Source organism: Methylomonas koyamae (genome assembly GCF_001644025.1).
Classification (GTDB): Bacteria; Pseudomonadota; Gammaproteobacteria; order Methylococcales; family Methylomonadaceae; genus Methylomonas; species Methylomonas koyamae_A.
Genome location: NZ_LUUK01000163.1, coordinates 19,770 through 34,917, shown reverse-complemented (window position 1 = coordinate 34,917; position 15,148 = coordinate 19,770). Strand labels below are relative to the sequence as shown.

The 15,148-nt window shown below is 57.0% G+C and carries 15 protein-coding genes; 6 read left to right on the top strand and 9 right to left on the bottom strand.

Annotation, left to right across the window (positions count from 1 at the left end; genetic code table 11):
* Positions 1–376: 376 nt before the first annotated feature.
* The 4 genes from A1355_RS11930 to A1355_RS11915 form a co-directional block, all read right to left on the bottom strand.
* On the bottom strand, positions 377–733 hold the full coding sequence (locus tag A1355_RS11930) for a hypothetical protein (protein WP_064028347.1): 357 nt from the start codon (positions 731–733) through the stop codon (positions 377–379).
* A gap of 37 nt (positions 734–770) precedes the next feature.
* A complete protein-coding gene (locus A1355_RS11925) occupies positions 771–1,154 on the bottom strand; it encodes a TerB family tellurite resistance protein (RefSeq protein WP_231883650.1) in 384 nt (127 codons plus the stop codon).
* A 163-nt stretch (positions 1,155–1,317) separates the two neighbouring features.
* Entirely contained in the window at positions 1,318–1,689 is a 372-nt protein-coding gene (locus A1355_RS11920; RefSeq protein WP_064028343.1) for a hypothetical protein, read from the bottom strand.
* Between the two features lie 114 nt (positions 1,690–1,803).
* The gene (locus A1355_RS11915; RefSeq protein WP_064028341.1) at positions 1,804–2,364 is read right to left on the bottom strand and encodes a Uma2 family endonuclease; all 561 of its coding nucleotides are present in this window, start codon (positions 2,362–2,364) and stop codon (positions 1,804–1,806) included.
* Between the two features lie 336 nt (positions 2,365–2,700).
* Between A1355_RS11915 and A1355_RS11910 the strand changes: the two genes are divergently transcribed.
* Together A1355_RS11910 and A1355_RS11905 are read left to right on the top strand one after the other, a co-directional pair.
* Positions 2,701–4,575, top strand: coding sequence for an alpha-amylase family glycosyl hydrolase (locus A1355_RS11910; protein ID WP_064028339.1), 1,875 nt, complete (start codon positions 2,701–2,703; stop codon positions 4,573–4,575).
* 84 nt (positions 4,576–4,659) lie between these two features.
* Positions 4,660–5,130 carry a CreA family protein gene (locus tag A1355_RS11905; protein ID WP_071160776.1) on the top strand — a complete coding sequence of 157 codons (471 nt, stop codon included), beginning with the start codon at positions 4,660–4,662 and terminating at the stop codon, positions 5,128–5,130.
* Positions 5,131–5,137: 7 nt separating this feature from the next.
* Here the strand turns inward: A1355_RS11905 and A1355_RS11900 are convergent, their stop codons facing one another.
* From A1355_RS11900 to A1355_RS11890, 3 genes are all read right to left on the bottom strand, one after another.
* A complete protein-coding gene (locus tag A1355_RS11900; protein ID WP_064028335.1) occupies positions 5,138–7,075 on the bottom strand; it encodes a hybrid sensor histidine kinase/response regulator in 1,938 nt (645 codons plus the stop codon).
* On the bottom strand, positions 7,072–7,584 hold the full coding sequence (locus tag A1355_RS11895; RefSeq protein WP_082885511.1) for a YfiR family protein: 513 nt from the start codon (positions 7,582–7,584) through the stop codon (positions 7,072–7,074). Before A1355_RS11895 ends, A1355_RS11900 begins: the two co-directional genes overlap by 4 nt.
* Before the next feature lie 164 nt (positions 7,585–7,748).
* Complete coding sequence (locus A1355_RS11890) at positions 7,749–8,600, bottom strand: aldo/keto reductase family protein (RefSeq protein ID WP_064028332.1); 852 nt, start codon at positions 8,598–8,600, stop codon at positions 7,749–7,751.
* Between the two features lie 142 nt (positions 8,601–8,742).
* Here A1355_RS11890 and A1355_RS11885 point away from each other — a divergent pair, with 142 nt between their 5' ends.
* On the top strand, positions 8,743–9,216 hold the full coding sequence (locus A1355_RS11885) for a hypothetical protein (protein ID WP_197471793.1): 474 nt from the start codon (positions 8,743–8,745) through the stop codon (positions 9,214–9,216).
* 13 nt (positions 9,217–9,229) lie between these two features.
* Here the strand turns inward: A1355_RS11885 and A1355_RS11880 are convergent, their stop codons facing one another.
* Entirely contained in the window at positions 9,230–9,850 is a 621-nt protein-coding gene (locus A1355_RS11880) for a zinc ribbon domain-containing protein (RefSeq protein WP_231883649.1), read from the bottom strand.
* Between the two features lie 232 nt (positions 9,851–10,082).
* Here A1355_RS11880 and A1355_RS11875 point away from each other — a divergent pair, with 232 nt between their 5' ends.
* The 3 genes from A1355_RS11875 to A1355_RS11865 all read left to right on the top strand — a co-directional run bounded on the left by A1355_RS11875 (position 10,083) and on the right by A1355_RS11865 (position 12,669).
* Positions 10,083–10,604 carry a GNAT family N-acetyltransferase gene (locus A1355_RS11875; RefSeq protein WP_064028324.1) on the top strand — a complete coding sequence of 174 codons (522 nt, stop codon included), beginning with the start codon at positions 10,083–10,085 and terminating at the stop codon, positions 10,602–10,604.
* 230 nt (positions 10,605–10,834) lie between these two features.
* On the top strand, positions 10,835–11,671 hold the full coding sequence (locus tag A1355_RS11870; RefSeq protein WP_082885510.1) for a matrixin family metalloprotease: 837 nt from the start codon (positions 10,835–10,837) through the stop codon (positions 11,669–11,671).
* Between the two features lie 314 nt (positions 11,672–11,985).
* Positions 11,986–12,669, top strand: a complete 684-nt coding sequence (locus tag A1355_RS11865) for a hypothetical protein (RefSeq protein ID WP_064028320.1) — start codon at positions 11,986–11,988, stop codon at positions 12,667–12,669.
* A 91-nt stretch (positions 12,670–12,760) separates the two neighbouring features.
* Here the strand turns inward: A1355_RS11865 and A1355_RS11860 are convergent, their stop codons facing one another.
* Entirely contained in the window at positions 12,761–15,145 is a 2,385-nt protein-coding gene (locus tag A1355_RS11860) for a Lon protease family protein (protein WP_064028318.1), read from the bottom strand.
* Positions 15,146–15,148 lie beyond the last annotated feature (3 nt).

Genomic DNA, 15,148 nt, shown 5'->3' with positions numbered 1-15,148 from the left:
CAACTTTTATTATTTGAATGACTGATTTAAATTTTAAACCGACATTCAAGATCAATATCCGAATTTCCGCTTAGGGTCGTACGACAAGATTCGATCGCTCCCCAAAATGTTTTTAAACTTCGGAGAATCATATCGGGATCGATGGTTTGATTCGGTCGGAGATGGCGGGGGTTGTCGATTGGCACCGGCAACGCGATAAGGTGCGCCGATGGGTGCCGACGCAAGGAGGCGCATCTGTCGAGTTACTCAATGCCGTTAATTTCGGTATTTCCATTATTCCCCAATTTTCCTCATAAATACCCTGCTTCACATCACGGTGAAAACTTGAATAAGGCCATTATGTGTGACGGTCTTGAACCAATCCGACAAACTAGAATTAGTCAGCCATCAACCCCGCGATTTGGGCCTTGGCATTACATTGGCTAATGGCCTCGCCCCTCTGCGACTGAGTGAGTTTATGTTTAACGGCTGTCGTACCGTGCCAATCGAATGCTTGATATTCCTTTTGCGCAAATGTGGCAATCTGGCATTTTTTAGCGGGCGAATTTGCAAACGGCATTTGGCTATCGGTCGTTAACGGCTGCATGCCTTCCGAGCTGGGTGCGTAAATCAAGAAATCGCCGTTGATCGCCAGGACTGCGCGGTATTGCCGGGCGGTGGTGAAGTACAAATCACCGACCTCGATTTCAGCTTCTTTTAGCCACAGATTTTTATTTTTCTTGATTTTTTTCATCAACGATTGGTTTTAAACGGTGTTGGTCCGGCGATATTCAGGGATTGGGATTCGCGCGCAGTTTGGCCAGAATAAAATCGGTGTGCGAGACGCCAAGCAGGTCGGCAATCTTCCGCACCATATACTCCTCTTGCGGGTCGATATTGCCGTCGGCATAGGCGATTTGCCAGAGGGATTTAACAAACGTTGTCTTCTCCTCAGGGCTAAGACATTGGTTGATCGTCGACGTGAATTGATAATAATCGACCGCCTGCCGACGCATTTGTTCGGCATTGGCCAGCAAGGTCTCGGCCTGTTCGGTGGAGAGCGAAAAACACTGTTTGACCAAGGACAGAATCTTGGTTCGTTCGACATCCTGACAGACATCGTCCATGGTCATCATTTCCGTCATTAAGGCCGTCAACGCCTCTTGAAGCTGCATTTCTGTTGCAACCTCGGGTGACGGTAAGGACAGGTGTTTTTCAAAAAAAAATTTAATTTGCTCAAGCATGTTGGTTGTCCGGTATTCGTTTACTCCGGTTCCCAAACCGGAGTAGAGTAAATGCTTTGCTTAGAGCGGTGGCTGAAAAGGTGAACCGTATACGCTAAATGCGGTTGGCTAATCTAAGCAACAATGCGGTGATAATGGCGATTTGTAAAATTCCGACACCAACCACCCAACGAATCAGCTCGGCTTTGGTTTCCGCTACGTCACGTTTTGTTTCCGCGCGCAAGATTTCAATATCTTTACGCAACGTGGTTTCAAGCTCCTTGATGCGAATTTCCAGCTTATTCTCGGATTCATGAATGTCGCGTTTGATTTCGGATTGATGCTGGTCGAAATCTTGGCGGCTGACCAGTTGGCGCTCGACAATTTCGGCGATAGCCCTCGCCTGGGTTTCCGCTTGTTGGTCGGTAAAACCACCCGCCTTGAGTTTGTTGGCAAATTCGAGTGTGTCGAGAATGATCGTGTTCATGGCGCTTAATTCTCCGCGGGAGCCTGGCGGGAATTCTACAATAAAATGCTAAGAACCAAGGCAAGCCAGAGTTTGTCGTTCAGACCTAATCCTATACTTAGCATTTTTTCGAGCTTATCCAGCGAATACCCCTTCATAGATATCCGCTACCGCCAGTTCAAAACCTAACGATTGGAAAACCGCCTGCTCGCCTTGTTGATAAATCTGAAGATCCCAAGCATCGCCGCGCCGGTAGCATTCAACACGGGGAGTGTCTTGGGCAATTAACACGTATTCTTCCAGACTGGCCAGTTTGCGGTAATGGTGGAATTTTTCGGCTCTGTCGTAGCGTTCGGTGGCATCGGACAGCACTTCGACGATCAACTTGGGCTGGCTGTTGAACAGCTCCTCGGTATCGCTGGCCGAGCAGGTAACATGCAGGTCGGGGTAAAAGAAGCAGTCGGCGGCGGCGGTTTGCACGCGGACTTTCATATCCGAATTGAACACTCGGCAAGGCGTACCGCGGAGGTGGGCAAACAATAGTCCGGACAGATTCATGCTGATGATATTGTGAGCACGCTTTGCTCCGGACATCGCATACACTTCACCATTGATATATTCGTATTTAACTTCGCTGATCAGTTCGCCTTGCAGGTAATCCGCCACGCTGAGGTTTAATTTTTCCGCCAATGCCATATCGCCATCCTGTCCTGAATGTTAAATGGCCCGATTGTATCCGCCTCCAATCACTTCAACAAACGGCTATTGCAAATCCATCGCCACCCTTTACTGTGATAATCCGTAGCGATTCCTTCAGGTCTAAAGGTCGAAGATCAACCTTCCAGCAGTCATGCCGCTAAGTGTTGTCTCGTAAACCGTTCGATGGCGCATGCGGATCGCCGCTTGCCTGAGTGCCTAACTTCACTTGCTTTCGCCGGGTGTCTTTGTTAGAAGTTCTAACAGCGATGCGGCTTACCCACAGCCGCGTTCGCCGCTGTCTATCGCCTTCCCATTTCCCGCCGGAGTGCCGCCATGTCCGAATCCCGTTTAGCCGATGTCGATTTGAGTCAACTTACTTCCAACGTTTCCTACACCCCTTCCCCTACCGCGTGGGAGGATAAGGTATTGTACTTTTTGATGCTGGACCGGTTTTCCGACGGTAACGAAAGCGGCGGATTCCGAGATGTCGCCGGCAAGCCGGTCGCCGGCGGCACTACGCCGTTGGCGCAAACCGCCGACAAACGCAATGCGATCCAAACCCCGGCCGCCGCCGCGAAATGGAGCGACGCCGGCGGCAAGTACGTCGGCGGCACCCTGGCCGGGCTGCAGAGCAAGTTAGGCTATTTAAAACGCTTGGGGGTGACCGCGATTTGGATCAGCCCGCTCTTCAAGCAGGTGGCGTTTCAGGAAACTTACCACGGCTACGGCATCCAGGATTTTTTGCAGGTCAATCCGCGCTTCGGCACCAATCAGGCATTGAAGGACTTGGTAGCCGCCGCACACCAGCAGGGGATTTTGGTGATACTGGACATCATCTTGAATCATTCCGGCAACGTGTTTAGTTACGATGCCAATCGCCAGCCCAACTATAAAGACGGTAGCGGCCATTTCGACCCGCGCTGGGACGGCGGCCACTACCCGGTGACCGGCTTTAACGACGCGGCCGGCCAGGCCAATATTCCCTTCGTCATCGCCAATCCGGCGGCGCCGGCGACTTGGCCGGCCAAGGACGGGGCGATCTGGCCGGTCGAATTTCAGAATCCGGAATACTTTACCCAGAAGGGCCGTATCGCCAGCTTCGATTACGACCCGGAATTTCGCGAGGGCGATTTCTTCGATCTCAAGGATTTGCATCACGGCTTCGGCGGCACCGACGACTTTGCGCCGGCTCTGGGCTTGCTGTCGTTGATCGAAGTCTACAAATACTGGATCGCGTACGCCGATCTGGACGGCTTTCGGATCGATACCGTCAAACACATGCAGGACGGCGCGACCCGGATATTCGGCTCTGCGATTCACGAATTCGCGCAAAGCATCGGCAAGGACAATTTTCTGCTGGTCGGCGAAATTACCGGCGGCCGCTACCGGGCCTTCGATACCCTGGAAACGACCGGTCTGGACGCGGCATTGGGCATCGACGATATTCCGAGCAAATTGGAATTGATGGTCAAGGGGGCCGGGAACCCCAACGACTATTTCAGCTTGTTCCGTAATTCGCTATTGATCGGTAAGGATAGCCATACTTGGTTCCGCAACAAGGTCGTGACGATGTTTAACGACCACGATCAAGTCGGCCGGGCCAAGGCGAGGTTTTGCGCCGACACCGATAAAGCCGAATTGGTGTTGAACGCGCTGGCGGTCAACGCGCTGACCTTGGGGATCCCTTGCGTGTATTACGGTACCGAGCAGGGTTTCGACGGCCACGGCGGCGATTCGGATCGCTACATTCGCGAAGCGATGTTCGGCGGTGAATTCGGCGCATTCGAGTCCAGAGGCGTGCATTATTTCGACGAGAACCATCCGGTGTACAGCGAATTCGCCAAATTGATGGCGATCCGCGCGGCTCAACCGGCCTTGCGGCGGGGGCGGCAGTATTTGCGGCCAATTTCCGGAGACGGCCAAAATTTCGGTTTGCCGACGATGTTGGGCGGCAAATTGCTGTCGCTGGTGCCGTGGTCGCGGATTCTGGCCGACCATGAAGTCGTTGTGGCGATCAATACCGACCCCAATGCCGCCAAAACGGCCTGGGTGACGATAGATGCGGCGCTGCATAGGCCGGGTGAAAAACTGACCTGTTTGTACTCCACCGATTCGGCCCAGATCGGCACGACCGCCGACATACAACCGAAAAACGGTTTGGCGGTGCGGCTAACGGCGCCGGCGGCCGGCTTGGTAATTTACCGGTGAAGCGACGATGCGGACGGGTTTGCGAGAATCCCGCAAGCTTGTTAGGCTGACGGTCTGTGTTCAATCATGGTTTGGGAGTATGCGATGCGCGCGTTTTCGAAGAGATCGGCTTGGCTGTTTTGCGGTTTGGGCTTGTTGGCCGGCGCGGTCCGCGCCGAGGAAGTTGGCTGCGTGACCACGGCGTGGAAACTGATCGGCGCCAATCATAAGGTCTGCGTCGATGCCTTCGAGGATCCGAAGATTCCCAACGTGATCTGTCACATCAGTCAGGCCCGGACCGGCGGCATCGCCGGCGGGTTGGGTTTGGCGGAAGATCCGTCGCAGTTTTCGCTGGCTTGTCGGCAGATCGGCCCGATCAATTTGCCGGCCAAATTGCCGGAAGAGGAACTGGTGTTCAGCGAAGGCACGTCGTTGTTGTTCAAATCCACCAATATCACCCGGCTATGGGATGCCAAGCACAATACACTGGTGTATCTGGCGATCAGCCGGAAAGTCATCGAAGGCGCGCCGGCCAACAGCGTTTCGACCGTGCCGGTGATGCCCTGGGGCAAATGATCCGGGCTTAGACGCCCAGTTGCTTGCGGTTTTCCAGAGTCTGTTCGGCGTTGATCCATTTCAACAACACCTCATAAAGCTTGGCGGGCAGAATGGGTTTGCCGATAAAGTCGTTCATGCCGGCGTCCAGACATAGCTGGTGGTCGGCACTCATCACGTTGGCGGTCATCGCAATCACCGGTAGCGCTTGACAGGCGGGCAGCTTGCGCAGTTCGCGGGTGGCTTGGTAGCCGTCCATGACCGGCATTTGCACGTCCATCAGCACGCATTGGTATCGATTTTCCCGCAATTTGGCCAGCGCGATTTCGCCGTTCTCGGCGACATCGACCCGGATGCGGGCCTGTTCCAGCAATTCGATCGCCACCATCCGATTAATCTCGTTATCCTCGACCAGCAGGACCCGGCTGTCGTGCAAGGGCTCCAAGCGCAACGAATCCATGCTGGCACGGTGTCGGCGGAGTTGGAAGTGGCGTATCGTCGCCAAGTCGCTCAAACCCAGCGCGACACTGAAGGTAAAGGTCGAGCCGATATTGGCTTGGCTGGTCACGCCGATGCTGCCGCCCATTTGCTCGACCAATTGCTTGGAGATAATCAAACCCAGGCCGGTGCCGCCGTAATTGCGGGTCACGCTACTGTCTCCCTGACTAAAGGCTTGAAACAACTTGGGTTGCTGTTCGGGTTTGATACCGATGCCGGTGTCTTGAATCGAAAATTGCAACACGATGCGGTTATCGTCGCGGCTGAGTTCGTTGAAAGCGATGGCGACGTGGCCGCGCTCGGTAAATTTGATCGCGTTTCCGATCAGATTGATCAGCACTTGCCGCAAACGCTGCGGGTCGCCGACCACCGCGTGATATTGCGGGCCGCAGTCGGGGAGAATCAGGCGGATGCCTTTGTCGGCGCTGAGTTGCGACATCGTCGAAAACACGTGCTCCAACATCTCCTCAAGCAGGAAGGGAATGGTCTCGATCTGCATCTTGCCGGCTTCCATTTTGGAAAAGTCCAGAATGTCGTCGATCAAGGTCATCAACGAATGGGCCGAGGATTCCACTCGTTGCAGATATTCGCGTTGTTTGTAGGTCAACTGGGTATTCAGACTCAGTTCCACCAGACCGACGATGGCGTTCATCGGCGTGCGGATTTCGTGGCTCATGTTGGCCAGGAACTGACTTTTGGCGCGATTGGCGGATTCCGCGTCGCGGGTGGCGATTTCCAGCTCGCGGGTGCGGGTTTGCACCTGGGTTTCCAGATCCGCTTCGTTGGCCTCGATCTGTGCCAGCATGTTGTTGAAGGCTTCGGCCAAATCGCTGATTTCGTCGTTGCCGTCGTAGCGCGAACGCCGGCTGTAGTCGTGATCTTTTTCAATTTGATGGGCGGTGTCGGCCAAATTCAGCAGCGGCCGCAGGAAAATGCGTTGCAAGCGGCGCACATACAAGGCTGCCAGACTCAATGCAATCATCACGATGCCGGCGTTGATCGACGCATTCCAAAGCATCGTCCGATACGGTTGGACCATGCTGGCGATCAGCGAAATATGACCGACGATGCGTTGGTTTTTGTGCAAGATCGGTTGCGTGTATTGTTGGGTTTTCGGTAACCAGTCCGGCCACCACGCCGGCCAGCGCGGCGCTTCCTTTTGGTGGCTGACCAGAGCCTGGCCGGTCGGTAGCCGGATTGAGCCGGCGATGATGTCCGGATCGTAGACCAGGGCGTCCAGAATTTCCTGGGCGGTTTGGGTGTCGTCGAATACCAGGGCCACGCTGCTGTTTTGGCCGATCAGGTTGGCGGTCAGCTTCAACTTGTTGTCGATGGCGTCTTGCAACGCGGAATATTCGCGGATCGACAGTGAGAAGGTCGCGACGGCCAGACTCAGTACCACCATCAGCCGCAGATTGTTGCCCAACTTGCGGCTGATCGAAATACGTGGGGGGGGTGACGATGTCATTCGATAATCTCCGCCATCCGCAGCAATTTGGAGCTCAATTTTAAATCCGCCGATTTTACCGAACCTAAATTTACCACTAGTTTCAACTTGTTGTCGCGCAATGTGAATTGCACCATGCCGCCTTGGGCGGCGAAACCGTCCACGTCGCCGACCAACAGGATGTGAGCGGCGCGGGCTTGTTCGAACAGGCGGGGCTTCAGTTCGTCGATATCGCCGACAAACAGGATGTTGCAAGCCTCCAGCGTGGCCGGCGGCTCCAGCAAAACATGGACTATATTGCCTTCGATTTTTTGACCTTCCAGCGCCGGTAGAAAATGCCGTATCGGACTGTCGCCCCTCAGACAAATCGTGATCGGGCCCATGGCCGGCCATTGCGTTAATTCGGCGAAATGAAACAGATAGGCGGATTTCAGTTGGAATTCCCGGCTGGGGTTATCCAGGGCAAAAGCCGGCTCGCTCAGCCAAACGCTGGCGCTGAGCAGCGCGGATTTAAGCAGGCGGGTAAGCACGAATAGTCGGGATACGATTAAACCCGCCAGGCTTGCGCCGGGCGGTTCCGGAATAAAAGGCCGAAACGGTGGAGAATTCGGCGGTTCGAATACGTGGTGGCCGGATTAACAACAAACCAATGAACTATTGTAGCTTAGCCGGCGCGGGACGGCGGCGGTTGGCGCTAGTCCAATAGTGCCGCCAACTCGGCGCATTCGGCTTCGCTGAGTTCGAAATCGAAAATCGCCAAATCCTCGCGCATATGATCGGCCGAGGTGGTGCCGGTCAACGGTACAATGCCGATTTGGGTCAAAAATCGGAAAAACACTTGCGCCGGGCGGCGGTCCAAGCGCTCGGCCAGATTGGCGACGACGCTGCCGGTCAATATTTTGGGGTTGGCCGTCAAGGTCCAGAAACTTTGGTAAATCACGCGGTTAGTCCGGCAGAACGCCCGTAGCGCCTTGTCGTAACCGGTGTCGGCGTAAAACCGGTTTTGCAGCACGGCGGGTTTGACCTCGGCTTGTTGGTACAGGAATTCGAAGAGCTCCGGATCGTAGCAATTGCTGATGCCCAGTTGCCGGGTGCCGCCGTTGCGCTGAATGGTCTGCATGGCTTGCCACACGGTTAACAGCTGCTGGCGGTCGGCTAGCGGCGAGTGCAATACCAAGCAGTCCAAATAGTCGGTGCGCAGATTTTGTAGCGACACCGCGAACGACTGGGCGACTTGCTGTTCCAGGCTGGCGTTCGGGTCGTAGGGTATGCGTAGCGGATCGTGGCCGTTGAGCGGCGTGAATTTGGTTTGTAGATAAATCGCGGCGCGATCCAGGTTCAAGCGAGTCAGCGCGGTCGCCAGACCGGCCCCAACGCCGGCCTCATGGTAATGTTTGGGTTGACAGGCGGTATCTATACCGCGAAATCCTTGGGTGAGAGCGAGCTCGACCCACTCGGCGGTGCGTTCCTGTTTCCAGGCGGTGCCGTAAATGAGTGGCGGCATGCGCACGCCGGACGCGGATTCCAAATAGGCGTTTTCAATCATCGGTGGTTCCTGCGCTAAAGAGGCGGCGTTATCCTCGCATAGTTGAGCCGCCACGGCTACCGCCCGGTAAGATTGCAGACTGCGGACGGCTTGGGCCGCGATCGGTTATAGTGGTCGGCGATACCTGCATCCCGAGGAAATCATGAACAGATTATTGCTGACCTTGTTGGCCGTCGCGCTGATCGTCGAGGAATGGCTGTGGGATTTTCTATCCGCTTGCGGCCACTATCTGGCGCTGGCGCTGGGCCTGGAACGCATCGAACGCTGGCTAAGCCGCTGCTCGCCGGGTGTCGCGCTAATAGCCATTACCGTACCGATTTTACTGGTTACGCCGTTGAATCTGGCGGCGCTGTGGTTGCTGCTGCACGGTTTGTTGCTGCAAGGTTTGGTACTGGAAATCGTCGCCAAATTGTTGGGTACGTTGTTGGTGGCGCGCGTGTTCACTCTGACCAAGCCGCAATTGCTGAGTTTTGCGGTATTGGCCTGGCTGTACGGCACGATTACCGGCTGGTTACGCTGGGCGCACGCCAAAATCGCCGAGACGGTCTTGTACCGTTGGTCCAGACTCGCCAAACAGCGAGTTAAGGACCGGGTGAAAACCTGGCTGAAGCGTTAACAGTCCGGCTCGGTTAGCGCCGCGCCGCCAGGATGGCGCGCTGCCGAACCAGAATAGCGCTTCCGCCGGCCAGTGCCGCCAGCATCGTCAGCGACCCGACGAATTTGGAAAATTTGGCGATGGCGTGATCGTGGGCCAGCTGGCCGGATTCGGTCAGCAAATATTCCCAGTCGTGAAAACCGTAAGGTGCGGAATGGCCGAAGTTTCCGCCCAGCAACGGTAGTTGCCCGGCCCGAGCGTCGTCGATGTAGGGGGCGATGTCCAAAAAATTTTCGCCCAGCCACCACAAACACAGCGCGGCACCAAACGGGTCGCGGGTTTTTATGAACAGGGTTGCCATGCAAATCGTCGGCATCAGCAACTGGCCCAATGTGCCGCCCAACGATGTGACAAAGGCGCCGAAGGGCCGGAAAATGAGATGGCCGGCTTCGTGGAAAGGCAGATTGACCAAATGCAAAAACGACGAGCCGGCGGCGTTAGCGGCGATCGGCGGAACGATCAATATCCAACTCCATAGCGCGAACAACGCGAGCAATAGCGCTCGGCCCCAGAAGGCGAACTCGCTGTCGGCATAGGTATCCGAGACCCAATCGGCCGAGGGCGTTGGCGCAAATTCGACCCGAGTGGTTGGCATCGGGGCTGGCCGGTTTGGATCCGCGTGATAGCGCAAATACTTTTCGAACACCACGCCGCAGTGGGGGCAGATGGTCGGGGTGGGTTGTGCTAGGGCGTGTTGGCATTTAGGGCAGGTGTCCACGGCGGGCTCCCGAAAACATGCGCTTGAGCGCGGTCTGGTTATCGTCTAGCCTAGCAGCAATTCCCGACCCGGCCCGAGTGCCGGCAATTTCTCAACGCCAGATCACCGTATGTTCCCACTGACCTTCCTGCGTGCTCAACTTCACGATGCCCCAGCCTTGGCGGATTTAGTCAATTCAGCCTATCGCGGCGAGGCCAGCCGTTTGGGTTGGACCACCGAGGCCGATTTGCTGGACGGCAAGCGCACCGACGCCGAGGAGCTGACGGCCGCGCTGACGGACCCCGCTGTATTAATAGTTGCCGGTTTCGAAGCCGACCGGCTGGTGGCTTGCGTGCAAGTGCGCCTGGCCGATCGCGAAGCCCAGATAGGCATGCTTACGGTCGATCCGGCGCGGCAGAACCGGGGCGTGGGCCGGCGCTTGTTGGGCGCCGCCGAAGACTTGGCGGCGCGAACTTGGGCGATCGAACGTTTCGCGATGTTCGTGATTCCACGCCGCGCCGAATTGCTAGCGTATTACCAGCGCCGCGGTTATCGGCGCACGGGCGTTCTGCTCCCATTCCCGGAAAATCCAATGCTTTGGCAGCCTAAGGTGACCGACTTGAGCTTGGAGCGACTGGAAAAGCCGGTCTGAGGCCAAACGCTAGGCACGGTCAAGCAAAAATTTTTGATTTTTTTAAAAAACGTGCTATAGAGCACACTGGCGCGGCAAATTTTGTGATGTGCGTCAAGTAAAAACCGGTTGGCCCGCGTCGATGCCGGCCTGGAACCGGAGTATCTGGTGCCGAGCGGCCCGCGCCCGGCTCAGTTTCGGTGTCGGTTTCGCCGGCGCTTTCATGAGTTTTTGTTTTGGAGGGGGTATTTATGGGTTATCGATCGTATGCAATGGTGGTCGGTTTGGGTTTGGCGGTATTGTCCGGGGCCGCTCAGGCTTACGCGACATTTCCCGACGGCAACGGCGGCGTTTTGAAATGGGGTGGCGACAATACGCCCGGTACCCCCGGCGGCAGCGTGACTTGGGGCTTCATTCCGGAAGGCACGGCCGGTTCGGCTTATTGCGATAGCGCCTGCTCCGGTACCGCGAAAACGTCGATCTGGATTGAAAATTCACCCGGCACCGGTTATACGCTGACACCGTTGACCGATTTGGTGGGCTACATCCAGGCGGCGTTCGACAAATGGGCCGGCGTTGCCAACATCAGCTTTGTCGGGCCGCTGTCCGATTCCGGTTTGCCGATCAATCATGCCGGCGCGGGTGTGCCGGACATTCGCATCGGCGCCTTCGATTTCAGTTCCGGTGGCGGCGCGGTCGGCTACGCGCCACCGCCCAATGGCGGTACCGGTAGCGGCGACATCATCTTCGCGGCTAACTCGTTTTATGCTTTCCAACCGGGTAACGATGGCGATTTGTTCCCCAGCGCCTCCACCGCGCCTAACGATTTCGAGAGTTTATTGCTGCATGAAATGGGGCATGCGCTCGGCTTGGCACACCCGCCGGTCGGCGGCGGTTGTCCGGTGATGCAGGTCGTCGATTCGGCCTGCTGGTTCCGAATCAATCGCGAATTGGACGCCGACGACATCGCCGGCGCGCAATACTTGTACGGCGCGCCGGCCGCGGTACCGTTGCCGGCGGCGGCCGGGTTGTTTGCAAGCGGTTTGTTCGGGGTTTTGGCAAGTCGCCGAAAACGCCGGATGGTTTAATCCCTGAAGGCCACCGGCCACCGGCCACCGGCCACCGGCCACCGGTCGGGCGGCCCTCTTTCCGATGACTTTGGCGCCCGGTATTTGCTCGGCGGCGGCAAAGTGCAGTATTCGCCGGTTGGCGGTGAAATAGTTCACCGCCAACCGGCCCCCGTCTTTTTTACACTTCCCAGCGCTAACGATTCGAGACGATGGAATACACGGTTTACGTGGTTCGCCGGTGTCTCGCCTAAGCCCGTTTCGGTGATGGTCGCGTTGGCGTGAACTCATGTCGGCCGCGACGGCCGGTTCTTAGAATTGACGGGAGAAATACCATGGATTACCTCTATTCCGACACCGGCGCGGGGCGCTGGATAGCGCCGGCTTGCAAGGCCGGTTTGTTTACGCTGGGATTGGCATTAACGCTGGGTTTGTCGAGTCGGGCGGCGTTGGCCGATATTGTCGATCAAGCCAACGACAGCATCGTTTCCGGCGGTTTTACCCTCAACGCCGGCCCGATCGGGCAAAGCTTCCGGCCCGGTCTGGCGTCGCTGGATTTCGTCGAGTTGATGATCAACGACCAAAATCCGGATTTCGGAGCCGGCGACGACATTGCGCTCAGAATTCGCGAAGCCGACATTAGCGGCACGATTCTGGGCGTCAGCGAGACGGTGTTTTTTGCCGATCAACCGGAGTCGCGGCCTTTTCATGCGCCGGAATTGGTGCGTTTCGAGTTCACCGCGCCGGTCGGTTTGACGGCCGGCAATACTTACGTGTGGGAAGTTTTCCGCAACGGTGCCGAGTCCTCGGACCTGGGCATCTTCGGTACAGGGTTTAAAATCGATGCCTATGCGCAAGGCGAGCCGTATTTCGGGGGGGGCGTTTACGCGGGCAGTGAGGCGCCGTTCGATCTGTGGTTCCGGGAAGGTATCGCGACGGTCCCGGTACCGGCCGCGTTACCATTGATGCTGTCCGGTATCGCGATCTTGCGCTTACTTGGCGGAAGGCGTTCGGCCTAGCAAACTTGATTCTTCCCCGCCGCCGAGCGAGCAGAGCCGAGGAAGGATGCTTGCCGCCCTAAGCTAAGTTTGGGCGGCTGCCTTGGCGGGGTTAACCGGTTTCGGTTTCCTTGTCGTCGTCGGAGGCCATATCGGAAATTTCCTTCAAGCGGGCCACGGCCTTGAAATTCACGCTGCCTTCCGGATATTGCCCGGCTTCGTTCATCGCGCCGGCGTCCTGGCCGGTTAACAGACTGAGTGCTTCGTCGGCCTTGGACACCGCGTAAATTTCGAACAGGCCTTTTTTCACCGCGTCGATGACGTCCTGTTTCAACATCAAATGGCGTTTATTGGAGGTTGGTATGATCACGCCCTGGGTGCCGGTCAGGCCGCGTGCCTGGCACAGCGCGAAGAAGCCTTCGATTTTTTCGTTGACGCCGCCGATGGCCTGCACTTCTCCGTATTGATTGATCGAGCCGGTCATCGCCAAGTCTTGTCGGATCGGGGTGCGGGTCAGCGCGGAGATCAAGCAGCACAACTCGGCCAGCGAGGCGCTGTCGCCGTCGATGTGGCCGTAGGATTGTTCCATCGCGATGCTGGCCGAGATCGCCAGCGGAAATTGCTGGGCGTAACAATGGCCCAGATAGCCGGTCAAGATCATCACGCCCTTGGAATGGATGGGCTGGCCGAGTTCGACTTCGCGTTCGATGTCGACGATGCCTCGCGAGCCGGGATGCACGGTCGCGGTGATTCGGGCCGGCGCGCCGAAGCTGCTGCCGCCGATGTCCATTACGGTCAGGCCGTTCACCTTGCCGATGGCTTGGCCGTCGGTATCGATCAAAATCGTGCCGTCCAGCATTTCCTCGAGTATCGCCTCGGCGATACGGCCGTTGCGCTGCTCGCGGGCGCTCAGCGCCAGTTCGATTTCCGGTTTGCCGATGTCGTCGGCGCCGGATTGTCCGGCGAGTAAATTGGCCTCGGCGATGATTTCCAGGCATTGATTGACGTGGGCCGACAAGCGGCCTTGGTCCTCCGCCAAGCGGCAACTGTGTTCGATTAGCCGCAGCAAGGCTTGGTCGGTCAAGGCTTTGGCGCCGGAGTCGGCGGCGTGGCGGGTCAGCAGTTGCACGAACTGGTCGACGTTGTCGGGCGTGCGTTTGATGTGGTCGTCGAAATCGGCCAGCACCCGGAACATCTCGTTGAATTCGCTATCCAGTTCTTCCAGCAGGTAGTAGATGTCGCGATCGCCGACCAGAACGACCTTGACGTTGAGCGGAATCACTTCCGGTTTTAACGTGATGGTGTTGATGCCCAATTCCGAGTACGGCGATTCGATTTCGATTTTGCCCGCTTTCAGCGCCCGTTTCAGGCCTTCCCAGACAAAGGGGTAGGTCAACACTTTTTCGGCGTCGAGGATCAGATAACCGCCGTTGGCGCGGTGCAGCGAACCGGGACAGATGCGCCGGTAGTTGGTGACTAATGTGCCTTGGTCGCTGACGTACTCGATGCGGCCGAACAGATTTTGGTAAATCGGATGCGGTTCGTAAATTACCGGCGCGCCGACGCCGTCGTGTTTGCAATCGACCAGAATATTCGGCAGATATTGCTCGATCAGGATTTGGCGTTTGCTGACGAATTCGCGGCCTTCGCCGCCGCGGCTGGGCATCAGTAGGTCGCCGATGGTCAGGCTCAGGTTTTTCTCGACTTCGGCCAGATAGGTGATGACGTCGTCGACGTTCTGATAGGTGCCTGTCAATTCGGCCAACAGCGGCTCCAAGGCCAGCTTGATGGTGTCGTTGTCGAGCTGGCGCATTTCCTCGACCAGCGCCCGCCGCCACTGCGGCAGCTCCAGCAACACTTCGCTCAGATATTCTTCCAGTTCCTCGGTGTGTTGATGGAAGGCGTCGCGCTCTGCTTGCGGCAGCAGTGTGAATTGTTCCTCGTCCAGCGCTTTGTTGTTTTGGATCGGCAAAAAGGTGATGGCGTCGTTGTCGCGGTACAGCGCGACATCCATCTCGCGGGCCTTTTTGTCGACCAGATCGATCGCGCTGTTATAGCGTTGGCTGAAACGGCGCTCGATCGCGGTTTTTTTTTGCTGGTAACTGGGACTTTCGAACGAGGCCGGAAAGGTGGCCAGGACGCCGTCGATCAATTTTTCGATGTCCTTGGCGAAGTTATGGCCTTCGCCGGACGGTAGCTCGATAGCGACCGGTTCGCGCGGGTTGTCGAAATTCTCGACATAGGCGTAGGACAGCGGCGACTCCTGGCGTTCGGCCTGTTCGCCGAGATATTGACTGACCATCGACAGTCGGCCGGTGCCGGGTTCGCCCATCACGAAAATATTGTAGCCCGGCGCCTTCATCGCGATGCCGAAGGCCAGCGCCGACTGGGCGCGTTGTTGGCCGAGGATGCCGGACGCCGGGTGTGGGGGCGTTGGGTGCGGCAGGTCTAACGTCAGCTTCAGCGCGGACGCGGGTAGTTTCAGATGGTCCAGCATAGA